This window comes from Thermoactinospora rubra (assembly GCF_002093975.1).
GTDB lineage: Bacteria > Actinomycetota > Actinomycetes > Streptosporangiales > Streptosporangiaceae > Nonomuraea > Nonomuraea rubra_A.
On sequence record NZ_MSZZ01000067.1, the window covers coordinates 23176 to 45613 of the forward strand.

The 22438-nt window shown below is 70.0% G+C and carries 31 protein-coding genes and 2 pseudogenes; 12 read left to right on the forward strand and 21 right to left on the reverse strand.

The features are described 5' to 3' along the window. Positions 1 to 147 precede the first annotated feature (147 nt). The 5 genes from BSB02_RS35585 to BSB02_RS43230 form a co-directional block, all read right to left on the reverse strand. A complete protein-coding gene (locus BSB02_RS35585) occupies positions 148 to 360 on the reverse strand; it encodes a heavy-metal-associated domain-containing protein (protein WP_084965404.1) in 213 nt (70 codons plus the stop codon). A 33-nt stretch (positions 361 to 393) separates the two neighbouring features. Continuing rightward, entirely contained in the window at positions 394 to 675 is a 282-nt protein-coding gene (locus BSB02_RS35590) for a metal-sensitive transcriptional regulator (RefSeq protein WP_084965405.1), read from the reverse strand. A 94-nt stretch (positions 676 to 769) separates the two neighbouring features. Then, positions 770 to 2164, reverse strand: a complete 1395-nt coding sequence (locus tag BSB02_RS35595; RefSeq protein ID WP_143591600.1) for an MFS transporter — start codon at positions 2162 to 2164, stop codon at positions 770 to 772. Between the two features lie 78 nt (positions 2165 to 2242). Continuing rightward, positions 2243 to 3169, reverse strand: a complete 927-nt coding sequence (locus BSB02_RS43225) for an NAD(P)/FAD-dependent oxidoreductase (protein ID WP_206185066.1) — start codon at positions 3167 to 3169, stop codon at positions 2243 to 2245. 8 nt (positions 3170 to 3177) lie between these two features. Continuing rightward, positions 3178 to 3423 carry an FAD-dependent oxidoreductase gene (locus BSB02_RS43230; protein WP_206185067.1) on the reverse strand — a complete coding sequence of 82 codons (246 nt, stop codon included), beginning with the start codon at positions 3421 to 3423 and terminating at the stop codon, positions 3178 to 3180. 143 nt (positions 3424 to 3566) lie between these two features. On the opposite strand from BSB02_RS43230, the gene BSB02_RS35605 reads away from it, so the two are divergent. The 3 genes from BSB02_RS35605 to BSB02_RS35615 all read left to right on the forward strand — a co-directional run bounded on the left by BSB02_RS35605 (position 3567) and on the right by BSB02_RS35615 (position 4983). Further along, positions 3567 to 3776, forward strand: a complete 210-nt coding sequence (locus tag BSB02_RS35605; protein ID WP_084965406.1) for a heavy-metal-associated domain-containing protein — start codon at positions 3567 to 3569, stop codon at positions 3774 to 3776. A gap of 352 nt (positions 3777 to 4128) precedes the next feature. Continuing rightward, positions 4129 to 4614 (forward strand): beta propeller repeat protein, encoded by a 486-nt coding sequence (locus BSB02_RS35610; RefSeq protein WP_143591602.1) that lies wholly within the window; start codon positions 4129 to 4131, stop codon positions 4612 to 4614. 6 nt (positions 4615 to 4620) lie between these two features. Then, the gene (locus BSB02_RS35615) at positions 4621 to 4983 is read left to right on the forward strand and encodes a WD40/YVTN/BNR-like repeat-containing protein (RefSeq protein ID WP_084965408.1); all 363 of its coding nucleotides are present in this window, start codon (positions 4621 to 4623) and stop codon (positions 4981 to 4983) included. A 164-nt stretch (positions 4984 to 5147) separates the two neighbouring features. On the opposite strand, the gene BSB02_RS35620 is transcribed toward BSB02_RS35615, so the two are convergent. The 8 genes from BSB02_RS35620 to BSB02_RS41185 form a co-directional block, all read right to left on the reverse strand. Continuing rightward, entirely contained in the window at positions 5148 to 5768 is a 621-nt protein-coding gene (locus tag BSB02_RS35620; RefSeq protein WP_084965409.1) for a DUF305 domain-containing protein, read from the reverse strand. An 83-nt stretch (positions 5769 to 5851) separates the two neighbouring features. Next, positions 5852 to 6271 (reverse strand): hypothetical protein, encoded by a 420-nt coding sequence (locus BSB02_RS35625; protein WP_084965410.1) that lies wholly within the window; start codon positions 6269 to 6271, stop codon positions 5852 to 5854. A 386-nt stretch (positions 6272 to 6657) separates the two neighbouring features. Next, positions 6658 to 7059, reverse strand: coding sequence for a four-helix bundle copper-binding protein (locus BSB02_RS35630; protein WP_084965427.1), 402 nt, complete (start codon positions 7057 to 7059; stop codon positions 6658 to 6660). 92 nt (positions 7060 to 7151) lie between these two features. Then, complete coding sequence (locus BSB02_RS35635; protein WP_084965411.1) at positions 7152 to 7763, reverse strand: MarC family protein; 612 nt, start codon at positions 7761 to 7763, stop codon at positions 7152 to 7154. A gap of 178 nt (positions 7764 to 7941) precedes the next feature. Beyond that, positions 7942 to 8916 carry a nucleotidyltransferase domain-containing protein gene (locus BSB02_RS35640; RefSeq protein ID WP_158088837.1) on the reverse strand — a complete coding sequence of 325 codons (975 nt, stop codon included), beginning with the start codon at positions 8914 to 8916 and terminating at the stop codon, positions 7942 to 7944. A gap of 61 nt (positions 8917 to 8977) precedes the next feature. Continuing rightward, a complete protein-coding gene (locus BSB02_RS35645) occupies positions 8978 to 9505 on the reverse strand; it encodes a carboxymuconolactone decarboxylase family protein (RefSeq protein WP_084965413.1) in 528 nt (175 codons plus the stop codon). Positions 9506 to 9528: 23 nt separating this feature from the next. Then, on the reverse strand, positions 9529 to 10050 hold the full coding sequence (locus BSB02_RS35650; RefSeq protein ID WP_084965414.1) for a DUF2269 domain-containing protein: 522 nt from the start codon (positions 10048 to 10050) through the stop codon (positions 9529 to 9531). Then, positions 10047 to 10190 (reverse strand): hypothetical protein, encoded by a 144-nt coding sequence (locus BSB02_RS41185; RefSeq protein ID WP_169729471.1) that lies wholly within the window; start codon positions 10188 to 10190, stop codon positions 10047 to 10049. Before BSB02_RS41185 ends, BSB02_RS35650 begins: the two co-directional genes overlap by 4 nt. A 102-nt stretch (positions 10191 to 10292) precedes the next feature. On the opposite strand from BSB02_RS41185, the gene BSB02_RS35655 reads away from it, so the two are divergent. Next, entirely contained in the window at positions 10293 to 10883 is a 591-nt protein-coding gene (locus BSB02_RS35655; protein ID WP_084965415.1) for a TetR/AcrR family transcriptional regulator, read from the forward strand. Here the strand turns inward: BSB02_RS35655 and BSB02_RS35660 are convergent. From BSB02_RS35660 to BSB02_RS35680, 6 genes and pseudogenes are all read right to left on the reverse strand, one after another. Next, positions 10877 to 11653 (reverse strand): (2Fe-2S)-binding protein, encoded by a 777-nt coding sequence (locus BSB02_RS35660; RefSeq protein ID WP_084965416.1) that lies wholly within the window; start codon positions 11651 to 11653, stop codon positions 10877 to 10879. The two genes, BSB02_RS35655 and BSB02_RS35660, sit on opposite strands and share 7 nt — an antisense overlap. Before the next feature lie 410 nt (positions 11654 to 12063). Beyond that, a pseudogene (locus tag BSB02_RS43765) lies at positions 12064 to 12292 on the reverse strand (multicopper oxidase domain-containing protein). Between the two features lie 156 nt (positions 12293 to 12448). Next, positions 12449 to 12625: a hypothetical protein gene (locus BSB02_RS40900; protein ID WP_158088838.1), complete on the reverse strand. Its 177-nt coding sequence runs from the start codon at positions 12623 to 12625 to the stop codon at positions 12449 to 12451. A gap of 25 nt (positions 12626 to 12650) precedes the next feature. Next, complete coding sequence (locus tag BSB02_RS35670; protein WP_084965417.1) at positions 12651 to 13085, reverse strand: hypothetical protein; 435 nt, start codon at positions 13083 to 13085, stop codon at positions 12651 to 12653. Then, positions 13070 to 13534, reverse strand: a complete 465-nt coding sequence (locus tag BSB02_RS40260) for a hypothetical protein (RefSeq protein ID WP_143591604.1) — start codon at positions 13532 to 13534, stop codon at positions 13070 to 13072. The genes BSB02_RS35670 and BSB02_RS40260 overlap by 16 nt, the downstream gene beginning before the upstream one ends. Beyond that, entirely contained in the window at positions 13531 to 13824 is a 294-nt protein-coding gene (locus BSB02_RS35680) for a hypothetical protein (RefSeq protein WP_206185070.1), read from the reverse strand. Before BSB02_RS35680 ends, BSB02_RS40260 begins: the two co-directional genes overlap by 4 nt. Before the next feature lie 233 nt (positions 13825 to 14057). Between BSB02_RS35680 and BSB02_RS35685 the strand changes: the two genes are divergently transcribed. The 8 genes and pseudogenes from BSB02_RS35685 to BSB02_RS43770 all read left to right on the forward strand — a co-directional run. Next, complete coding sequence (locus BSB02_RS35685) at positions 14058 to 14291, forward strand: DUF2933 domain-containing protein (protein ID WP_084965419.1); 234 nt, start codon at positions 14058 to 14060, stop codon at positions 14289 to 14291. Then, positions 14288 to 16990 (forward strand): heavy metal translocating P-type ATPase, encoded by a 2703-nt coding sequence (locus BSB02_RS35690; RefSeq protein WP_084965420.1) that lies wholly within the window; start codon positions 14288 to 14290, stop codon positions 16988 to 16990. Before BSB02_RS35685 ends, BSB02_RS35690 begins: the two co-directional genes overlap by 4 nt. A 304-nt stretch (positions 16991 to 17294) precedes the next feature. Then, complete coding sequence (locus tag BSB02_RS35695) at positions 17295 to 17534, forward strand: hypothetical protein (RefSeq protein ID WP_084965421.1); 240 nt, start codon at positions 17295 to 17297, stop codon at positions 17532 to 17534. Positions 17535 to 17801: 267 nt separating this feature from the next. Continuing rightward, a complete protein-coding gene (locus tag BSB02_RS35700) occupies positions 17802 to 19271 on the forward strand; it encodes an MFS transporter (protein WP_084965422.1) in 1470 nt (489 codons plus the stop codon). A 25-nt stretch (positions 19272 to 19296) separates the two neighbouring features. Beyond that, positions 19297 to 19908 (forward strand): TetR/AcrR family transcriptional regulator, encoded by a 612-nt coding sequence (locus BSB02_RS35705; RefSeq protein WP_084965423.1) that lies wholly within the window; start codon positions 19297 to 19299, stop codon positions 19906 to 19908. A gap of 64 nt (positions 19909 to 19972) precedes the next feature. Continuing rightward, entirely contained in the window at positions 19973 to 20380 is a 408-nt protein-coding gene (locus BSB02_RS35710) for a BlaI/MecI/CopY family transcriptional regulator (RefSeq protein WP_240506952.1), read from the forward strand. After that, the gene (locus BSB02_RS35715) at positions 20377 to 21330 is read left to right on the forward strand and encodes a M56 family metallopeptidase (protein ID WP_143591606.1); all 954 of its coding nucleotides are present in this window, start codon (positions 20377 to 20379) and stop codon (positions 21328 to 21330) included. The genes BSB02_RS35710 and BSB02_RS35715 overlap by 4 nt, the downstream gene beginning before the upstream one ends. Before the next feature lie 59 nt (positions 21331 to 21389). After that, a pseudogene (locus tag BSB02_RS43770) lies at positions 21390 to 21662 on the forward strand (class I SAM-dependent methyltransferase); the annotation flags it as partial. Between the two features lie 23 nt (positions 21663 to 21685). Here BSB02_RS43770 and BSB02_RS42740 read toward each other — a convergent pair. Continuing rightward, positions 21686 to 21865 carry a hypothetical protein gene (locus BSB02_RS42740; RefSeq protein WP_240506953.1) on the reverse strand — a complete coding sequence of 60 codons (180 nt, stop codon included), beginning with the start codon at positions 21863 to 21865 and terminating at the stop codon, positions 21686 to 21688. Between the two features lie 165 nt (positions 21866 to 22030). Then, positions 22031 to 22438 (reverse strand): CHAP domain-containing protein (locus tag BSB02_RS35725; RefSeq protein ID WP_143591607.1); only part of this gene is annotated, 408 nt, incomplete at its 5' end.

A 22438-nucleotide genomic window follows, 5' to 3' on the forward strand; every position in this document is an offset into this window, starting at 1 on the left:
GAGCGGCATGGCCGCTGCTGGACTGGGCGGCATGGCCCGGTTTGGCGGGGGCCGGGCCGACTTCGCCCGCAGCGGTGCCGATGCCGAAGGCACCGCCGAAGATCACGGCGAGTCCGAGGGCGTAGGCGCCGAGCTTGGCCGCCGTGTTCACGCCGAGCTCACCACCTCATACCCGGCCTCCTCGACCGCGGCGGCGATCTTCGCCGGGTCGACCGGGCTCTCGCTGTCGACGGTCAGCAGCCCGCTGGCCAGGTCGACCTCGACGCCGGTGACGCCGGGCACCTCGCCGACCTCCTCCTTCACCGAGCTGACGCAGTGGCCGCAGGTCATGCCCTTCACGGTGTAGGTCGCGGTGGCCATATCAATCTCTCCTTCGGAAAATCTCGGCATTGTTCAGGAACGGACGAGTCGCGCGATGGCGTCGGAGGCCTCCTTGACCTTGGCCTCGGCCTCCGGGCCGCCCTTGAGGGTGGCCTCGGCGACGCAGTGGGCCAGGTGCTCCTCCAGCAGCGAGAGCGCGAAGGACCGCAGGGCACTGGTGGCCGCCGACACCTGGGTCAGGATGTCGATGCAGTACTTGTCGTCCTCGACCATCCGCTGCAGGCCGCGAACCTGCCCTTCGATCCGGCGCAGCCGCCGGAGGTGGTCTTGTGTGCTGTTGCTGTATCCGGCCATGTCCCCGGTTCCCCTCGGTGCTGGTGCCCACTATAACACCATACCCCCCTATAGTATTCCCAGGACAGGGATCGGCCCTGTCCCGGGAATGTCTCTACGCCCGGGCGGGCTCCGGCTCTTCCTGTGCGACCGCCCTCGGCTTGCGCATGAACAGCAGCGCCAGCGCGGCACCGGCGACGGCCACGAGGGCAGCACCCACGAACGCCGCGCCGAAGCCGTCGGTGAGCTCGGTCGGGTTGCCCAGCTCGGCGGCTCCCTGGGACATGGCCACGGCGGTCATGACCGCCAGCCCCAGCGCCGATCCCACGTTGTAGGTGGTGTTGACGATGCCGGAGGCCAGCCCGGCCTCCTCCGGCCGGGCGCCGGACATGGCCGACATCATGGCCGGGATGTAGGCCAGCGACATGCCCACCGCGGCGATCAGGCTGGCGGGCAGCACGTCCACGGCGAACGAGCCGTCGGGCCGGGCGAACGACAGCCCCGCGACACCGGCCGCGAGGACCAGCAGGCCGAGCACGATGAGCGGCTTGGCGCCGAAGCGGCCGAGCAGCCGAGCGGTGATGCCGACCATGAAGATCATGATCGCCACAGTCATCGGGAGCAGCGCCGCGCCGCTGGCGAAGGCGCCGTAGCCGAGGACCTGCTGCAGGTAGAGGTTGAGGAAGTACCACATCGGGATCCACGCCGCGCCCAGCAGCGCCATCGCCAGGTTCGACGCCGCCAGGCCGGGAGCACGCCAGATCGACAGCGGCATCAGCGGCTGGCGGACCGTGCGCTGGACGATGAGGAACAGCCCCAGCAGGGCCGCGCCGGCGAGGGCGGCGATCCAGTTCAGGTCGACGATGGCGTAGACGATCAGGGCCACGCCCGCGGTGACCGCGATGGCGCCCAGCACATCCACCGAGCCACGCCTGGCTTGCGTGGCCGGTAGCAGAGCCGGTACGGCCAGCAGGGTAAGCACGCCGATCGGGATGTAGACGATGAACACCCACGGCCAGCTCAGGTACTCGGTGATGACGCCACCGAGGAAGACCCCGGCGGTGCCGCCCGCCGGAGCGGCCGCGCCGTACAGGGACATCGCCTTGCCCAGCTCCCGCTGGTCATGGCCGAAGAGCATCATCAGCAACGTCATCGCCGCGGGGGCGATGAGCGCGCCGCCCACGCCCTGGATGCCCCGGCCCAGGATCTCCACCCACGCGGCGCTCGCCACGGCGGCGACGACCGAGCCGGCGACGAGGATGCCCCAGCCGGCGGCGAAGACCTTGCGGGCGCCGAGCAGGTCGGACAACCGGCCGCCCAGCAGGAGCAGGCCTCCGAAGGCGACGACGTAGGCGTTGAAGACCCACTGCAGGCCGCCGGGCGTGAAGCCGAGGTCGCGCTGCATGTCGGGCAACGCGACGCCGATGATGGACGTGTCCATGATGACCATGAACTGCGCGGCGGCGAGCACGATGAGTGCCCACCAGCGGCGCGGGTTTGCGGCGTTCATGCCGTCCTCCTTGTCCTCGCATCCGCCACTGCGGCGAGGATGCGATGTCGGGGTGAATGAGGAACCCAGATGGCGAACTCAGGTGGTGACCGCCTCGAGGGCGTCGCGCGCGGCGATGCCGCGCTTGAGGCGGATCAACTCCTTGGGAGCGTTGACCGCGACGGCTCCCACCAGCACACCGCCCTTGAGGAAGGCCACGGCGAAGCGGTCCTCGCCGGGCGAGCCGGCCACGACCCGCTCCTCATCCGCGAGGTACGGCAGGCCGGCGGTCTGGATGCGCGCGCCGTGCACGTGGGTGGAGAACGACGGCACCTCGGCGTAGGGCCGGGCGTCGTCAGGGCCGGCGAGGAGATTGCGCGCGGCGACACCGCCCTGGTCGTTGGCGTTGGACCAGTGCTCGATACGCACCAGCGCCCCGCCGTACAGGCCGTGTGACCAGCGAGCGACGTCGCCCGCGGCGACCACGGCAGCCATCCCCTCGGCGAACAGCGTGCCGGTGCACACCACGCCGTCATCGAGCTTGAGGCCGCTGTCCTGCAGCCATTCGGTGTTCGGCACGACGCCCATGGCGGCCACGACGAGGTCCGCCGGTAGCGACCGTCCGTCGGCCAGCCGTACCGCGGTGACGCGATCTCCGCCCTCGAAGGCGGCAACACGCACCCCGGAGAGCAGCTCGACGCCGTGCTTGGCGTGGTGGGCCGCGAGCCAGCGCGCCGCGTGCCGGCCCAGCGTGCCGAGCATCGGGTACGGCCCGGCGTCCACCAAGGTCACCGCCAGTCCCAGCCGGCGAGCGGTGGAGGCCACCTCGCCGCCGATGAATCCGCCGCCGACCACCACCAGCCGCTCGTGCCCCGCGCGGAGGTCGGCGCGTAGAGCGAGCGCGTCGTCGAGGGTGCGGAGGGTGTGGACTCCTGCGGGCTGCCGGTCGAGCCTCCGTGGCCGGGCACCCGTCGCGATGACGAGCCCGTCGAAGGCGATCTCCGCGCCGTCGTCCAGGACGATCACCTGATCGGCTAGCGCAGGGCCGCGGCTCGCCTGCCACGCAGCCATCCCTCGCCGAGGTCCTCCGATCCGGGCAGCGACACGTCGTCGTCACCGTCCAGCACGCTCTTGGACAGGGGTGGACGGCTGTACGGCAGGCGCGCCTCGGCCCCGATCAGCGTGACGTCGCCGGCGAATCCTTCGCCCCGCAGGGCCTGGACGGCTCGCAGGCCGGCGAGGGAGGCGCCGACGACGGCGATCCGGTTCAGCTCTCTCATGGCCCAGGAAGATACCCATAGGGGGTATATTCGTCTACGTGATTTATCTCACATATACCCCCATGAGGTATATCTTGATGGGGGCTGATGAGGAACCTAGAGTCTCCTCCCAGGAGAACCCCGTAGGGGTATGAGGAGGAATCATGAGCACGAGCAGCTACACGGTGTCGGGCATGACGTGTGGCCACTGCGTTGGCACCGTGAAGTCCGAGATCGGCAAGGTTGCCGGCGTCACCGCTGTAGACGTGGACCTCGCTACCGGCAAAGTGACCGTCACAGGCACTGGGCCCGTCGACGACACCCTGATCCAGAACGCCGTCGAGAACGCGGGCTACGAGCTCACGCGCAGCTGATCTTGATGGGCGCTCCGATAGGCCGCTCCCTCATGCAAGACAGGGAGCGGCCTATCCGGATGCGATACGGGGGTAGGGATCCTTACCCATACGATGCAGCCGTCTACGGCGTCAAAGAGTTGTCCAAGAGCGAGGCGCCCATGGCGCCGCTGGTCGGCCATCCTGGTCGGCCGGCCTTCGGCGTGTGGTGGCACCGCCGCCATTGCCACTGCATTCGCGGTGGTACGGCTCCGCCATGTCCTGCCCACCGGCCGGGCGACACCGGCCTCCGCCCGACGGTGATCAGCCGAGCACCACTCCTACGACTACCCTTAGTAGGCTGACAGCCGTGAGAGGGCTCCAGCGGTCTTGCGTGAGAGCTGTCGTGGCGGCGGCTGTGGCGTTCCTCGCCACGGCCTGCTCAGGGCAGCCGCAGAATGCCACCCCCAGTCCGGACGACCCGGGCATAGGGCACATCCATGGGCTCGGCATCGATCCCGCCGACGGAACGCTGTACATCGCCGGGCACTACGGCTTGTTCCAGGTCCGTTCGACTTCGACGGCCACCAGGGTCGCCGACCGGATCCAGGACCACATGGGCTTCACCGTGATCGGTCCCAACACCTTTCTGGCCAGCGGCCATCCCGGAGCGCACGACATGGCCGCCGGCGGCGCTCCCCACCTGGGGCTGATCCGCACCACCGATGCCGGCGTCACCTGGACCACCGTGTCGGAGTCGGGGACCGCCGACTTCCACGCTCTCCAACCCGCCGGAACCGTCCTGTACGCCTACGACAGCCAGACCTCTCGCGTACGGCGCAGCACCGACGAGGGACGTACCTGGATCCAGGGCGCCTAGGCCCGAGTGATCGACCTGGCAGGCAACGCCGGCCAACCTGATCGCGTCTACGCCACCACGCCCGATGGCCTGCAGGTCAGCGACGACGGTGGCGTGAGCTTCAAGACGGTTCCCGGAGCACCGCTGATGTCCCACGTGGACTCGCCGGTGAAGGACATGCTGATCGGAGTCGGCGCCGAGGGCCAGGTCCATGTCAGCAGGGACGCCGGGAAGTCGTGGCTGGCCGTGGCAAAGCTGCCGGGACCGGCCGCAGCCTTCACGGCCGTCGACAGCGCGACGCTGCTGGTGGCGCTCGAGGACGGCACCGTCATGGAGTCGAAGAACGGCGGCACCGACTTCTCCGTCGCCTACCGTCCCGCCACCGGGTGAAACCGAAGCCAGGACGTGATGAGCCTGGCTTCCGATCGGTCCCGAGCTCGTCGTGCGGGGCACCCGGCGATTGGCCGTGCCGGAGACGGGAGCATCCCGCCCGTGACCACACCCTCAGGAACGAGTGGTGGCGCCAGGATGTCCGGCACCACCACTCCTCCGGATCAGAGCCGGTCGAGGATCTTCTGCAGCTGCTCGACCTCGGCCTGCTGCGTCGTCTCGATGGTCTTGGCCAGCGCCTTGGCCTCCGGGTTGGCCCCCTGCGCCTGTTCGGTCCTGGCCATCTCGATCGCCCCGTTGTGGTGGGCGATCATCAGCCGGGCGAACAGCCGGTCGAACTCCGTCCCCTTGGCCGCCCCCAGGTTGTGCATGTCGCCCTCGCCCATCATCCCGGGCATGTCGTGACCCATGTGGTCGGCCATCTCCGGCTTGCCCCAGGCCTTGAGCCAGCCGCGCAGCGTCGCGATCTCGGGGTCCTGCGCGGCCTTGATCCTGGCGGCGAGGTCCTTGATCTCCGCGTCGGCGGCACGGGTCTCGGCCAGCTCGGCCATCTCGACCGCCTGCTCGTGATGCGGGATCATCATCTGCGCGAACGTCACGTCGGCGTCGTTGAACGCCGCGCCGGGCTGCTCGGTGGTCGCCGTGGCAGCCGGGGCGCCGGTCGCGCTCATGTCACTCCCGGCCGTGGAGTCCCCACCACCGCAGGCGGCCAGGAGCACGACGGCTCCTGCCCCCGCAGCCACGGTCAGCGCGAGCCTGCGGATGCCGAATCCCTTGTCAACCATGTCGATTGCTTGCTTTCTCTCGATTTCCGGCTAGGGCTGTGCCGCGGACAACGCTTCGACGGCTGCCCGCGGAGGGAATCGGCCTATATGCGCAGAACCGAGAGCTCAGCCAGCCGTGCCGCCACCTTCTTCGGCGGCGGTCTGGCCGTCCGGTCTGACCGGGGGAAGCCGGAGAATGGCGCGAGCAGCAGATGGCGCCGGATGCGCCCTGCGACGGCGATGAGCCACAACACCAGGAATGATGCCATGATCGCCACGCAGACATCCGTAGGGTCGAGCATGGGCGTGTCACTACCGGGCGGAACGGTGTGGGAGGTCTGGGCGTGCTGCGGCATGCCATGTCCGCCGATGCTGTGATCGCCGCGGACGTGCCCGAGAGAGTGCATGCACGCGATGCCGAAGGCGAGTACGACCACGACGAACCAGCGCGACACCTTCGCGTGCACCCCTCCGGTCACCTCCCTCGACCACCACTCCTCCTGCCCAATGTAGTAGGTCGTCACCGCGCCTGACCGGCTGCCCCACTCACACGTTGCGGATCTGCCTCTCTGTGCGTTGCTGGCGCCGGTATGCCCTACGAAGATTCATCGTTTCTGGACGCCCGCTACGCGGTCCCAGGTAATCGGCCTGCACGCTCGACCCACCGGACAGGGACTCACATCGGGCACTCCTGGGGCGGCTTCGCCGTACGGCCGGCTGAGCTACATCCACTACCGCCGCACTGCCCACCGCGAGAACACACCACGCTGAACGCCGGCCATTCCCTCCGCGACGACCGGGCGCAAGAAGCCTACGACCTGCTCATGCCGTTCCTCGACGAGTCATGATCCGTCGAGTCGAGGCGTACGAGCGGAGGCCGGGACCTGGTCCCGGCCTCCGCTCTGCCACATCAGCCCAACGCGCTGATCAGGTCGCGGCAGGCGCGCTCGCAGTCGCGGCAGGCCTGGGCGCAGATCGCGCAGTGGTGGTGCTTGGTGTGCCGCTCGCACTCCTCCGCGCACGACTTGCAGGCCTGGGCGCACGCCTCCAGCATCGCGCGGGTGAGGTTGGCGTCGTAGCCGGTGTGCCGCGACAGCAGGCGGGCGGTGGTCTGGCAGATGTCGGCGCAGTCGAGGTCGGTGCGGATGCACTTGACCAGGTCGGCGACCATGTCCTCGCTCAGGCAGGCGTCGGCGCAGGCCGTACACGCCTGGGCACATCGCAGGCATTCCTCGATGCACTTGGTGAGCTTGGCCTGGTCGACGCGGCCGAGATCCTTCGGGTACGCGGAGAGCATCTCCGCGACTTGCAGCGTCATGTCGCCTCCTCGCTTCCGCGGGTGTCAGCGGACCTCGACCGCCCTACCCCGCCGGGGTGGGCAGTAACGAATGTCCGTAGTAAGAGTCAGGCGACACCCCATCGCAGCCAGTGCTGGAGCGCTCCCGCGACGAGTTGCACGGCGATGGCGGCGCCGAGCAACCCCATCACGCGAGTGACCAGGTTGAGGCCGTTGTCCTTGAGCAGCCGGCCGATCCCCGCCGAGAAGCGCAGCGTCAGCCAGGTGACCAGCAGCGCGGCGGCCATGGCGAGCGCGACGGCGGCGATCTCCGCGCCGTCGTCGGCCTTCTCCATGTACAGCATGGTCGCCGCGATCGCGCCGGGCCCCGCGAGCATCGGCGTGCCGAGCGGAACGAACGCCACCGCGCCGCTCTCGGCGTCCGCGCGGTTCCGCGCGCAGTCGGCCTTGAGCAGGTCCAGCGCGATCAGCGCGAGCAGCGCCCCTCCGGCGACCTGGAGGGCCTGGAGCGAGATGCCCAGGGCATCGAGCAGCTGGTTGCCGAGCACCGCGAACACCGCCACGATGCCCGCCGCGACCAGCACCGACACCCGGGCGGTACGGCGGCGCGCGGCCGGGCTCTGGTGGCGGGTGAGCGTGAGGAAGACGGGAATCGCGGCGAGGGGATCGAAGATGACGAGAAGCGTGACGAAGGCCTGCGTGAACAGGGCGATGGACATGACTCGAACCTCACGGGCGGATGGAGGATCCCGCCCGCCGGCACGCAGCTAGGCGGACGGGCTGGACCGGGACGCCGCGGTCCCGCAAGGCACGGTCCAGCGCAGCCACACCGTGAAGCCACGCCCCTGCTCGTTCATGCCCGCGCCAACTCCTCCGCTGTCCTCACTATTCCCGAACTCAACAAGCTACTATGGAGCGTAGTTGGTTAGGCGAACGCGGCCAGAGTCGCCTCGACTCGGCGAGAGGGCCGGCATCCGCCCCTGAGGTGCCGGGCCCTCGCTCGCCTCTCATCGCCCGGAGCACAGGCGACGGGCTTTCGCGATCACGGCTTCGGCGAACTCCAGGACATCGCGCCGCCGAGCCTGCGGTGTCCGGTACAACGACTGCCTGCTGAGGTGCTCCCATCAGCCCGGCCGTTGCGCCCGACAGCGTCGGGCAGGCACGGTCTTGTTGCCGGACGCGCAGGCACTCGTTGATGATGCGGTGCCACGGCTCAGGAAAGGCACCAAGCGCATGGCGGCAGGCCCCTTCCTTGGAGGTGATGCCTCCGGTTGCCAGGGTGTAGTGGATGCGGCAGACCCCCGAAACGATCCAGAGCGCCCCGTAGGGCGTCATGGTCGCCAGGCCCCACATGCTGCGAGACTGCGACGCCCGGTCGAGGAGCCGACGCCAGTACTGGTCGAGATTCCGATCACACCAGCTCTTCAGGGCTTCCACGTCGATCCAGATGTCCAGGTCCGTTGGCTGGGGCCCTCGGCACGCCACTCCATGCCACGCGAGCGTGTGCCAGGTCACGGGGTTCGGCGGGCCGCTCCCTTCCGCGGTGAAGCGGTGCTCATGGCAGCCGGGTCGAGAACCAGCGGCGGCGGGATCTCTGTGAAGATCGTCCCAGGTGACGTAGACGCCGTCGAAGAAGGGCTTCGGCCACTGCCGCGACAAGCGCGTATGCGCACGCTCCAACGCAGCCGTCGCCGCCTCGTCGAGCGGTCCACCGGCGACGGCGACGAAGTCGATGTCGCTGGTGCGTGGCCGGAAGTCGCCCAGAGCCACGGAGCCTTCCAGGTACAGCCCCTCGACCAGCCCGGATGCCTCGGCGTCGACCAGGTGCAGATAGCTGTCGACGATACCCTGCACCGTGCCCGGAACCGCCATGGCTGAAGACGATGCCATGCCACGGGCCTCCCAGTCACGCGATTCTGGGAGGCCCATGCCGCTATGCGGCCTTCTCGGCCGGTTCCAGGCCCACGAGGAGGTTGAAGGCACCGGTCAGCAGGTTGAGCGCGACCAGCCCGACGATCTCGGCGATGACCCGGTCGCTCCACCCGTGGGCCCGCAGTTCCGCGACGTCTTCATCGGTGATCGAGGACGGTTCGGCGAGGACCCGCACGGCCACCCCGATGAGAGCCGCTTCGCGCGCGTCGGTGGACGTCCCCTGACGGGCCAGGGCGATGTCGCTCTCGCTCAGCCCGGCCGCGCGGGCGGCCCTGGCGTGCGCCTGCAGGCAGTACCCGCAGCCGATCCACTCCTGAACGGCCAGTGAGACCTTCTCGCTGACGGCGCGGGGGAGCTTGATCCGCTTCATCGCCCGCGAGAAGTCCAGGTAGCCCTGGAGCAGCGCCGGGGAGTGGGCCATGGTGGCGACCATGTCGCCGACGCTGCCCCTCCGCTCGATGATGTCCTCCAGCAGCGCGCGGGACTTCTCGGGTGCGTCGGCGGGGTCTAGGGCGGCCAGGCGTCGCATGTGTCCTCCTTCATCCATGCCTTTTATACCATACCCCCCTTCCGTATATTCCCTCGCCGGAGCCTGCCGTACCCGGTCAGGCCTTTCGGCTTGTAGACGGCCAGCACCGTTGCGGCGAGCAGGAGCAGGAGGGCGAGGACCGCATGCAGTCCGGGAGAGGGGTTGCGCACGGCACCCAGATCGGAGGCCGGGTCGGCGGCCACCTCTGCCATGGCGGCGAAGGTTCTGGTGTACATGAGCAGGACGACGGTGGCGAAGAGGGTGATCAGCAGCTTGAGCACCACCCAGTAGTGCCGCAACAGCCCCCAGGTCGTCAGCAGTGATTGGAGGATCCCGGTCAGCAGCGAGGCGAGCGCCAGCGGCATCAGAACCCACCAGGCCAACGGCTCCATCGCCAGGTATGCCCCGCGGACCGTGCCCGCGTCCTCGGCCGCGAGCCCCAGGACGGCGAGGCCGAGGACGCAGCCGATCGCGCCCATCCAGCCGACCGTCACCGTGATGTGCGCGGTGAGCAGCAGCTTGCGGACGCTGGGCCCGACGGTCATCTGGACAGGACCGTCGTAGGAACGCCGAGGGACATGTGGCGGCCGGGCCCGTGCTCGCCACCACTGAGAAGCATGACGGCCACGGCCGCCGCCACGACCAGTAGCGCGACGACGATCGCGACCTTCACCCATCGAGGCATGCCATCAGTGACTCGATCGTTCATGAGGCCACTTTTTCAATACATCATGTCTACGTCAATGGGCAGTGTGTCTCTCTATCGACACGGTGTAGCCTCGGGAGGGTGCCGAAGCTGTGGACCGCGTCGATCGAGGCTCACCGCCGTGAGGTGCGTGATGCGATCATCGACAGTGCGGCGGCGCTCGTGGCCGAGGGCGGGCTGCGGTCGGTGACGATGTCGCGCATCGCCGAACGCACCGGCATCGGCCGCGCGACGCTCTACAGGTACTTCTCCGACGTCGAGTCCATCCTGCTGGCCTGGCACGAGCGGCAGATCGCCGGTCATCTGGAGCATCTGACGCGGTTGAAGGACCAGCCGGGCGGGGCAGGCGAGCGACTCAAGGCGGTGCTGCACGCCTATGCCCTCATCGCCCGCGAGACGCGCGGCCACCACGACACGGATCTGGTCGCCTTCCTCCACCACGACGAGCAGGTCGCCCGCGCCCGGCACCGGCTACACGACCTGGTCCGGGACCTGATCGCCGCGGGTGCCGAGGCCGGCGAGCTGCGGGACGACGTGCCGCCGGAGGAGCTGACCGCGTACTGCCTCAACGCCCTCGCAGCCGCCGGCGGCCTGGCATCGCAGGACGCCGTCCAGCGGCTGGTCAGGGTCACGTGGGCAGGGCTGCTTCCACCCGCTCAGTCCGGTCAGTGAGAAGCGGCGCCGCCGGCCAACGTGCGGCGGTAGGCGGCGATGCGGTCCTCCACGCTGTCGAGGCAGCAGCTGGCGCACGTGATCGCCTCAGCGGAGGTGTAGTACAGGCAGCAGGTCTTGCGGAGGTAGAACAGGCCTTCCCGATCGCCTTCGCGCAACCGCACCATGTCGCCGAGCCGATCCAGCCCGCCGGTGGAGGCGGCCAGGAACTCCTGGTAGGCGTGCTCGAGCCGGTCCACGTCGCCGCCGCGCCGGCTGGCGATGCTGAAGGCGGCCGCGCAGCCCTGCGCGATGCCGCCGCCCAGCTGCCGCATCCCGGCGCGGGTCCGCACCCGCATGGCCCGCGCCAGCGGGAACAGGTGCTCCTCCAGGATCCAGGCCACCAGGGTGTCCACCGGTTCACGCACGACGGCCGGCTGGCGCAGGCCCACGGCCTCGAAACCGTGGCGGGGTGACAGCCGGATGGCCACGTTGGCAGGCCGCATGTCGAGGACGACCCCCTCCAGCGCCCACGCCAGCACGGCCGAGGCGGTGACCGTACCCGCGTAGACCGCCATGACGGTCAGGGCGGTCGCATGGGCGGACACGTGACCGCTGGCGACACGCTCGGCCTCCAGCACCCGGCCCAGGTCCTCAGACGCGGGGTCGAGCAGACGCTCGCACGCGATCCAGTCCAGCCGGGGATCCAGCTCCCGCTCCAGGCGGAACCGCTCACCATAGGACTCCAGACGTCGCAACAGGCTCTCGGCGTCAAGGCAGACGTCCGGCACGCTGGCTCCTCCGGGGATGGGAAACGGCTCGGGGACCGCCGCAGGAGCATACCCCTGCAGAGTAACTCACACCCGAGAGCGGCTTTCCCGGCCACGGCGCTCTGACGGCGTGAGGCTGACGGACGTGTCCCTTGCGCGAGTTCGGGAGGCCTCAAGCGGAACGTAACAGACGAACTACACGACGCCTCGACTTAGCGCGGGGCCTGTGTGGCCCCTGGCGGGCCACCATCGTCGGTAGCCTTATCGGCCACATGATCGGACTCCCTGCCAGGTCGGGCGAGCGTGGTCTCGCTGAGCCGATCTTGAGTGCCTGTCGTGAACAGTTGTGCATTCAGCAGGCGTCTGCCGGCGACCTCGCCACGTGATCACCTCGCCTGGTGGCGGGACACGGTCAGTGTCAGCGGCGCATCTCACGTCTTCCCGTACCCGAGCAGGGTCATCATGCCGGACTCCGCGTGGTAGACGTTGTGGCAGTGGATCCTCCGCAGCCCCGGGTTGTCGGCGTGGAACTCCGTCTCCAGCGTGGTATGCGGCAGCACGATCGCGGTGTCCTTGCAGATGCCGGTTTCGGGTTAGGGCGAAGGTGTGGCCGCGCGGGTGCATAGGATGCCACATCATGGTGCGATTGACGAGGGACATGCCGACCCGTTCCCCTTCCCGCACCGCAGAGATGGCCTCCGGTCGTACTTCCTGCCGGTTGAGCTGACGAATGCCATGGACGGGTGACGACGGGACACGGCCGGCGGGTCCGGACCGGCCGAATCGAGGTGGCGCTGCGCGGCTGGTCCGCCCCGTTCACCGGTGTCTCGCCATGTCCTCGCCGACGAGTCCGTAAACGATCAGTGGGGCGCCGATCACGAGGAGGATCGTGCTGAGGATGAGCATGAAGTGGTCGCCGGGGCCGGCCGAGGCCTTGCTGAGCAGGCCCGCCCCCGCGGCGAGCACTCCCATCAGGAGCCATCCGGTCTTCACGTCGTCCTTACCTCAGTCACTTCAGTCACGGCGACGGCGCGATCCACGTGCCGACCGCCTCGCGCGGCAGCCCGCCGATACGCAGCTCGACCGTGGCGCCGGAGGGGATCGGGGTGGCGTAGGCCAGGGTGCCCGTCCGGTGATGGCCGCCGGGGGCCGATCCGGTCCAGGTCGCGCCGCCGGCAGGGGCTCCGTTGACGAGGAGCCGGGCGGCGGCCGGGTCGGAGTTCAGCTCGACGGTGTGGGTGTCGAGCGTGATCTGGAACCGGGCGCCGGTGCTGTCCAGGGACAGCGGGGTCATCCTCACCTCGACCTCGCCCGCTTGCACGGTGCGGGTGGCCAGGGCTCTGGGCGCCGGATCGGCGCTGTCGCGGCTCGCCAGCCACCACCAGCCCGCGGCCACGATGATGACCAGCGCGAGCGCCGGCAGGCCATAACGGTGGGTCAGGAATGTACGCATGCGAGACCGTCCGCGGGAATCGGGGTACGCCGCAGGCGGCGGAAGGCCACCGCGACGCCCAGAGCGTTGACGAGGATGCCGATGATCATGATCGGCAGGCGGAACTCGGTGAGGAAGACCGCGGCGCCGGAAGCGGCGGCGATGGGCGCCAGATCCGCGAGGTGATGGGCGCAGCAGGCCACCATGCCGGCGGCGGAGGCGCCGGCGCCGGTCCCGGCCACGCCGCCCGCGGCGGCCAGCAGCCTGTGGCGGCGGCGCAGCTCGGCCAACAGGGCGACCTGGGTGCCGAAGCCGCCGATGATCAGCGTAAGCCAGGGCCAGTCGGTCGCGGTCTGGTCCGCTAGATGCTCCAGGCCGCCGGCGATGCCCACGACCACGGCGTAGAAGGCGGCAAGCAGCCCGGCGGCGACAGCCCCGGCGCGCACGCTGGTACGGCTCAGGCGGTTCATGGTTTCTCCCCCGATCGGGTGAGCTCGTGGTGGGCGCGGCGCCTGGGGATGAAGGCGAGGATGCGGGCACGCCACTGCTCGTCGCAGCGGGCTGCGATCAGCCGGAAACCCGCACCGATCAGCATGTAGCCGGCCAGGTGGAATGGGCCGAGACGGGGGTCGCCGCTCCATCCGATGAGGTCGTTCCACAGGTGCCCGCCCTCGTGAGTGCCGGGAATCGTGGCGCCGAGGGCGAACAGCGCGGTGTTGAGGATCACCAGCGGCCACAGGCCGTGTGCCGCGTCAGCCATTGCCCGTCACCCTCTCGGCGAAGCTCCGTCACCTCCCTTGATACTGCACAGGCCACCACACTTTCTCCTATGGTCCATAGGACATGGTCTTTGGGACTTTCGTACCGTCTATGGAGGCCGTTGTGCCGTAAACCCCCAGGGGGAATCGGAGCACGCTAGGTCATAGAACCTACGTGTCATCGTAGGTTGGCGCGCGCCGGAATCGTCCACAGGACAGCGGCAAGGAGGCCGAGATGGTGAAGCAACATATGGCCCTGGCAGCCGTGGCCGTCGTGATCGCAGGGGTGGCGGTCGCGGCCGGAGCTCCTTTCGGCACCGTTCTGCTGGTGGTCCTCCTGCTCGGCTGCCCGCTGATGATGCTGATGATGATGCGCGGCATGGGCGGTCACGGTACCGGCCCGTCAGACGAGTCAGACGAGGCCGACGAGGCGGCCCAGCGCATCACCAAGCGGACCGATGAGTCATGAGCACCGGCGACTGGGTCGTCATCGCGCTTTCCGCGAGCATGCTGGCGGCCCTGGCCTGGTACTTCTTCGGGCCGCGCCGTAGCCGCCCGGCCGAGGTGCGCCAGGGCACGCAGGAGGCCGAGATCGTCGTTCGCGGAGGTTACGCGCCGGACGTGATCCGGGTACGGCAGGGCGTTCCGGTGCGGCTGATCTTCGACCGGCGCGAGAGCGGGGAGTGCACCTCCCGGGTCGTCTTCCCCGACTTCGGCATCAGCCGGCCGCTGCCCGCCTTCGCCAAAAGCGTCGTCGAGCTGGACCCCCAGCGCGCCGGAGAGTACGGCTTCGCCTGCGGGATGAACATGATCCACGGCCGGCTGGTCGTCGAGCCGGCCGAGCACGACGGAGCCGGCAGCCCCACGCCCGCGCCGTCGGCACCCCGGCTCGCCGAGCCGCCGCAGGACACCGAGCTGCTGCGGGACAGCGAGGCAGCCGAGCGGCGTACCGAGATCAGGGACTTGTCGTGGCGGGTGCTCGTGGGGGCGGTGCTGACCCTGCCGGTGGCCTTCGCGGTCATGGCCCATGAACTGTTCGGCGCCACCTGGCTGCCGGAGGCACTGCTGAACCGGTGGCTGCAGCTGGCCCTGATCACACCGGTGATGGTCTACACCGGCCGGCCGATCCACAGAGTCGGCTGGCTGGCCCTGCGGCACCGCTCGGCGGAGATGAACAGCCTGATCACGCTGGGCACGACCGCCGCCTACGGCTACAGCCTGCTGGTCACCCTCGCCCCCGGCATGGTGCCCGAGCAGGCGCGTGACGTCTACTACGAGGCGGTCGGGGTCATCCTGACCTTGATCCTGCTCGGCCGGTTGCTGGAGGCGCGCGCCAAGGCGGGCACCGGCGAGGCGATACGCAAGCTGATCGGCCTGCAGGCCAGAACCGCACGCGTCGTCCGCGACGGCGACGAGGCCGAGATCCCGGTCGACCAGGTACGGCCCGGCGACGTGGTCGTCGTGCGGCCCGGCGAGAAGGTCCCGGTCGACGGCACGATCCTGCAGGGGCGCTCGACGCTGGACGAGTCCATGGTGACCGGGGAGTCGATCCCGGTGGACAAGGGTCCGGGCGACCCGGTGGTCGGCGCGACCGTGAACCAGACCGGGTCGTTCACCTTCCGCGCAGAGAAGGTCGGCGCGGAGACGGTGCTCGCCCAGATCATCCGCCTGGTGCAGGCCGCGCAGGCCTCCCGCGCGCCGATCCAGCGGCTGGCCGACCTGGTCTCCGGCTACTTCGTCCCGGCGGTCATCGCCATCGCGGTCGTCACCTTCGCCGTGTGGTTCGTGGCCGGCCCCGCGCCCGCGCTGACGCTCGCGCTGGTGGCGGCGGTAGCCGTACTGATCATCGCCTGCCCGTGCGCGCTGGGCCTGGCCACCCCGTTGTCCATCATGGTCGGCACCGGCAAGGGCGCCCAGGCCGGCATCCTGATCCGCGACGCGCAGGCGCTGGAGACCGCCCACAAGCTGGAGGCGATCGTCCTGGACAAGACCGGCACGATCACCCGCGGGCAGCCCACGCTCACCGACGTCGAACCGCACGGCCTCTGGACAGCCGACGAGGTTCTCCGTCTGGCGGCGGGAGCCGAGCGCGTCTCCGAGCACCCGCTCGGCCAGGCGGTGGTGGAGGGGGCCGGAGAGCGGAAGCTGGCACTGGCCGATCCGGAGGACTTCGACTCAGTCACCGGACAAGGGATCATCGCGGCCGTGGAGGGCCGTCGCGTGCTGGTCGGCGGCACGCGCCTGCTCAACGCGCACGGGATCGACACCCGGGATCTCGCGGAATCCGTCGATCGGCTGGCCCGCGCGGGCCGTACTCCGATCATGGTCGCCGTCGACGGGGAGCCTGCCGGGGTGCTGGGCGTCGCGGATACCGTCAAGGAGGACTCGGCCGCCGCGGTCGCCGCCCTCCAGTCGTTGGGCCTGCGGGTCATCATGATCACCGGGGACAATCGGCGCACCGCCGAGGCCATCGCCCGCCAGGTCGGCATCACGCAGGCACTGGCCGAGGTGCTCCCCGACCGCAAGGCCGCCGAGGTCGCCCGCCTCCAGGACCAGGGTCTGCGGACCGGCATGGTCGGTGACGGGATCAACGACGCCCCGGCGCTGGCCCAGGCCGACGTCGGGTTCGCCATCGGCACCGGCACGGACGTGGCCATCGAGGCCTCCGACATCACGCTCATCTCCGGCGCGCTGGGCGGGGTGGTGACGGCGGTACGGCTGTCGCGGGCGACCATGCGCAACATCCGCCAGAACCTGTTCCTGGCCTTCGTCTACAACGTGGTCGGCATCCCCGTCGCGGCCGGGGTCCTGTACCCCTTCCTCGGAATACGGCTGAGCCCCATCATCGCCGCCGCGGCCATGGCCCTGTCCTCCCTGTCGGTGGTGGGCAACGCCAACCGGCTGCGCCGCTTCACCCCGCCGCCCCTCCCACCCGCACCCCGGATCCCGGCGGACCTGCCGGTCACCGTCGAAACCCCCGCCGAGCCGACGCCGGCCATCGATCCGGTATGCGGGATGCGGGTCGATCCGCAGACCGCCGCCTCGGCCGAGCGGGACGGCGTCACCTACTGGTTCTGCTCCACCGGGTGCCGCGACGCCTTTGCCGCCGGGACCGCCCATACCCGGGCTGGGACCCATGGCGGCGAAACCAGAGCTCAAAGCCCCTGACCCACCATACCCCCGGCCGTATGCCTGGACGTGATGGACCACCCGCGAAGGGGATGTTCGAGATGATCGCATCGATCGGCTGGGCGGCGTTCTTCTCAATGATCGGCGGCGGACGCCACGGACGCGTTACCGCCCGGACCACCACTGCGAGACCGGCGAGCGGCTGACCGTGTCGGGACACGGTCGCCCCGGAAGAGGAGGACATGCGCCAGGTACCCTGGCCCGGCGGACGATCCAAGCGCACCCGGGACGTTTCCTGGGCGCAGCCGGCGCGGTCGCGGTCTCCATCACGCTGATCGCCCTGGTGAGCGGGCTGTGGAGCGGCCTGCTCGGGCAAATCACCCGTTGCGAGGACTCCTCCGGCGGCCGGCTGCTCGTCGTCTCGCCCGGCACCCGGACCCTGGTCTCGGATGCGACCCTGCCCAAATCGACGGTGACAACCGTCCGCGCCACCGCCGACGCCCTTCTGCCGGCACCCGGCACCACGGCATTCGTCCTGGCCGGCACGGACCGGCCGGACGCCACGGCCGCCGCGCTCCGATAAAGGACCTGTTGGTGATCGACCAGGCCGAGCTGGCCGCGTCCAAGAGCCCGTCGGAAACAATCGCCAGCCGTGCGAGAGCGGCTCCTCACCCCCGAGAGGTCGCCGAGTGGCGACGGCGGGACGAGCACTGGCGACTTGCGTCCCGGGTTCCCCTGACGTCACGCGGAAGCAGGCGGTTCGGGGAGCCTCACCGTGACGCGACGGAGGAATACCCTACGGGGCTATGGCATTATCTCGTACACCAGTGTTCAACTTAGCGAGGATGTCATGACCCACCCCGCCCTCTCCGCCCATCACGCCCCGCCGGACCCGCGCCGCTGGCAGGCGCTGGCGCTGATCAGCGTCGCCCAGTTCATGCTGATCCTCGACGTCACCGTCATCAACGTCGCCCTGCCCGACATCGGCACCGACCTCGGCCTCGGCCGTACCACCCTCACCTGGGCGGTCACCGCCTACACGCTGCTGTTCGGGGGCCTGATGCTGCTCGGCGGCAAGCTGGCCGACACCTTCGGCGCCCGGCGCCTGATGCTCGCCGGGCTCGCCCTGTTCACGCTCGCCTCGCTCGCCACGGGGCTGGCCTCCAACGCCGCCCTGCTCATCGGGGGCCGCGCCGCCCAGGGCGTCGGCGCCGCGCTGCTGTCCCCCGCCGCGCTGGCCACCGTCACCACGATCTTCCACGGCCCGGAGCGCAACAGGGCCCTGGGCGTGTGGGCCGCGCTGGGCGGCGCCGGCTCGGCCGTGGGCGTGCTGCTCGGCGGCGCCCTGACCGCCGGGCCCGGATGGCGCTGGGTGTTCTTCGTCAACGTCCCCGTCGGCATCGCCGTCCTGGCCGCCCTCCCCGCCGTGCTGCGCGGCGGTACCGCGGGCCGTACCGCCCAGCACACGACGGCCCAGCACACGACGGCCCAGCACACGACGGCACGGCGGATCGACCTGCCGGGCGCGCTGCTGGTCACCGCGGCCACCGGATCGCTCGTCTACGGCCTGGTCAGCGCGGGCGAGACCGGCTGGACCGGTGCGGCCACGCTGGTCCCGCTCGCGGCGGCGGCCGTGCTGTACGGCGCCTTCGCCCTGGTGGAGCGCGCGGTGAGCGCGCCGCTGATGCACCCGCGGACGCTCACCCGCCGCCCCGTGCTCGCCGGCGCGTTCCTCATGCTGGTGGCCACCGGCCTGCTCATCGGGCTGTTCTTCGTCGGCTCGTTCTACCTGCAGCACCTGCGCGGCCACAGCGCGCTGACCACGGGACTGCTGTTCCTGCCGGTCGCGATCGGCACCGGCGTCGGCGCCCACGTGGCCGGCCGCCTCGTCACCCGCCTGGGTGGCCGGCCGCCCGCGGTGCTCGGCCTGCTCCTGGCCGCCGGGGGCGGCTGGCTGCTGACCGGGCTGACGCCCGACGCCGACGTCTACACGGCCCTGCTGCCCGGCCTGGTGCTCGCCTCGGCCGGGCTGGGCGCGGTGTTCGTCTCCGCCACCACGACGGCGCTGGCCCTGGTGCCCCACGGCGAGGCGGGGCTCGCCTCGGGCCTGGTGAACACCTTCCACGAGCTGGGCGGCGCCGTCGGCGTCGCGGCGATCTCCACGATCGCGGCCGCCGGCCTCGCCCAAAACGGCGTCATCACCGGCTTCACCAGCGCCTTCTGGGCGGTCACCGGCATCGCCGGCATCGCGGCGCTCCTCGCCCTGGTGCTGGTGCCGCCCGGCAGGCTCCCCGAGCTCGAGGGCCCCCACGTCCACTGAGGGGAAGGGCCGTAAGCTCGCTCTTATGACCAGCAGGACGTCGACGCGACGTTCGCCCCGCCGCGCGGACGCCGAGCGCAACATCGCCGCGATCGTGTCGGCGGGGCTGCGCCTGCTCAGCGCCGATCCCAACGTCAGCGTGGCCGACATCGCCCAGGCTGCCGGGGTGGGCCGGGTCACCCTCTACGGCCACTTCCCCTCCCGCGAGGCCCTGGTGGAGGCCGTGCTCGGCCACGCGATCGAGCTGGCCGACGCGATCCTGGACGACGAGCGGCTCGCCGGCCTGCCCGCGCCCGAGGCGATGACGCGGCTCATCGAGTCCTCCTGGGAGATCCTCGACCGGCATCGCCGCCTGTTCACCGCCGCGGACCGGGTGCTGCCCGGCGAGCGCATCCGCGCCCACCACGACCGCACGCTGCAGCGCGTGGAGGAGCTGATCGTGCGCGGGCGGGACAGCGGCGACTTCCGCACCGACCTGCCGGTGTCCTGGCTGGTGACGACGTTCTACAGCATCCTGCACAGCGCCGCGCAGGAGATCGAGGCCGGGCGCCTGCGGCGACAGGACGCGGCGCCCGTGCTCACCGCGACCCTGCTGTCGGTGCTCACCGGCGCCGGACCGGACGCGCGCACTCCTTGAGCGCTTTTGCGGCACGGCATCGAGCCGCTCGCGTATTCGAGTCGCTTCTACGATGACGGGTAGCATGAACTCGATGCCCGGTGAGAGGAGGGGCCGCGCGGTGCGCGTTTTGGGAGACCTGGAATCCACGATTATGGATCGCATGTGGTCCTACCGTCGGCCCGCGTCGGTCCGGGACGTTCTTGAGGACCTGCGCCGCGATCGGGAGATCGCCTACACGACCGTGATGACCGTCATGGACAAGCTCCACAAGAAAGGCCTCCTCAGAAGGCAGGCACTGGGCAAGGCCTACATCTATGAACCCGTGCTCACGAAAGAGGCGTTCACCGCCCAGCAGATGCGCGAGACGCTGGCCAATAGCGGTAACCAGGCCGCCACGTTGGTGCATTTCCTGGAGCGGCTCACTCCCGAGGAGTCGGCGGCTTTGGAGGCCGCGCTCAGGGTCTACCCGCCGCGGGGTCTCGGCTCGTGATCGCCGGGGTGCTGGCGGTGTACGCCGTCCTCGCGACGACGCTGCTGCCGCGACTGCTGATCAGGGCACGTTGGGCGGACCGCGCTCCCCGGCTCGCGATCACTCTGTGGCTGGCGGCCTGCACCTCTGCCATCGCCTCCGCGGCCCTGTCGGCGGTGGCGGCGGCCATACCACCCGACGCGATCGGCCACAGCCTGGCCAGCCTCATCGAGGCCTGCTTCGCCATGCTCGACGACGGGGTTGATCTCGGGACGATGTCCGCGGGATCTTGGCTGGTTCTCCTCAGTGGAGGCCTTGTCGTGGCGCGTGCCGCATACGGCGTGGGAGCGGTCATGTTCACCGCCTGGCGGGAGCGCCGGCGGCATGCCGAGATGTTGCGCATCCTCGGTCGTCGTGACCACGAGCTCGATGCGATCGTTCTGGAGTACGGCGAGCCGCTGGCTTACTGTCTGCCTGGCCGCCAGGCCAAGACCGTGGTCACCACCGCCGCGTTGCAGGCGTTGACTCCCGAACACCTCGCCGCGGTCCTCGCCCACGAGCGTGCGCACCTTCGGGGACGGCACCACCTCGTGCTGGCGTTGGCCGATGGCCTCGACCGCGCATTCCCGGGAGTGCCGCTGTTCTCCAGGGCCAAGGAGGAGGTCGTCCGTCTGGTGGAGCTGCGTGCGGACGACGTCGCGGCCCACCGCCATCCGCGCGTCCACATCGCGGCGGCGCTGGTGAGCCTTGCCACCGGTCGAGCACCGGCCTTCGCGCTCGGTGCCGGAGGAGAGAACGCTCTTACCCGGGTGCGTCGCATGCTCCGCCCCGCCGTACCGCTGGGTCAGCGCGAGAAGCTGGCGGGTGTCACCGCGGTCGGCGTACTGCTGGCGGGTCCCGCAGTGGTGATGCTGTTTCCCGGGCTGACCGCCCTCATCGCCCACCACTGCCACGACTTGTTCGTCTTCTAGCTGCGCCGTTGGCCCTGCGACGCCCAGCCGGCGCCCCACGTTCGCCCGGAACCCTGTGCATGACTGTCGATCCCTACGAGCAACACAAGTACGCGGCGACGCTGAACCGTCTGCCGGCCCGTCGGTTCCGCAGGATCTTGGACGTCGGATGCAGCAAAGGGACGTTCACGTATCTCGCAGCTCGGGCGTATCCCGATGCCGAGGTCATCGGGGTGGACACCTCCGAGCGGGCCCTGCACAGAGCCCGGGTCCGCAGCGGACACCTCAGGCCGGCCCCACGGTTCCTCCTGCTGGACATGCTGACCCAGGCGCCTGCCGGTCTCTTCGACCTCGTCTTCTGCTCCGAGGTTCTCTACTACTGGGGACGGGAAAGCCGTTTGCGGCAAGAGGTGAGCAGCTGGCAGGCATCCTGGAACCCGGCGGGCTTGTCGTGCTCGTGCACCCCTGGCCGGACGCGCGGACGCTCCACCGGCCCTTCACGATGATCCCCGCTTTCCGCCAGGTGGACGAGCATGTAGCCGAGCATGACGGACACGCCTTCGCCGTCACCATATGCGAGCGTGCAGGCGACAAAGCTTGATCGCCGGGTATTGCGAGGCATCGGCGGTGAGAGGCGATCGACGAAGCCATGCGGGCTGACGAGCCACCGTGAGCGGGGACGTCGTGCCGTCCCCGCTCACGAGGTCATGGGATTCTCGCGTCAGGCCGTGTTCGGCAGCTCGTCGGCGTATACGGGGTAGCCGTAGCCGACGACCTGCGATGTGGGCCGCACCCTCCGCTCGACCCTGCCGTTCCCGGTGTTGCCCTCGATGGTCGTGATCGTGCCGTCGCGGTTGACCTTCTTCACGATGCCCATGTGGTCGATGCCGCCGATGCTCTTGCCGCCCTTCCAGTCGTAGTACACGACCGCGCCCGGCTTGGGCTTCTGCCCCCAGCGCTTGTTGGCCTTGAACCACCGGGCCCAGGCGACGGTGTAGGCGTCCCAGCCGACGGTAGGCCGGATGCCGGCCTGCTCCCCGACCCAGGAGACGAACATGGCGCACCACGGGGCGTTGGCATACGCCCTAGCGATCTTTGGTCGTGAAGTTCTGGACGTTTGTGTCAAGTT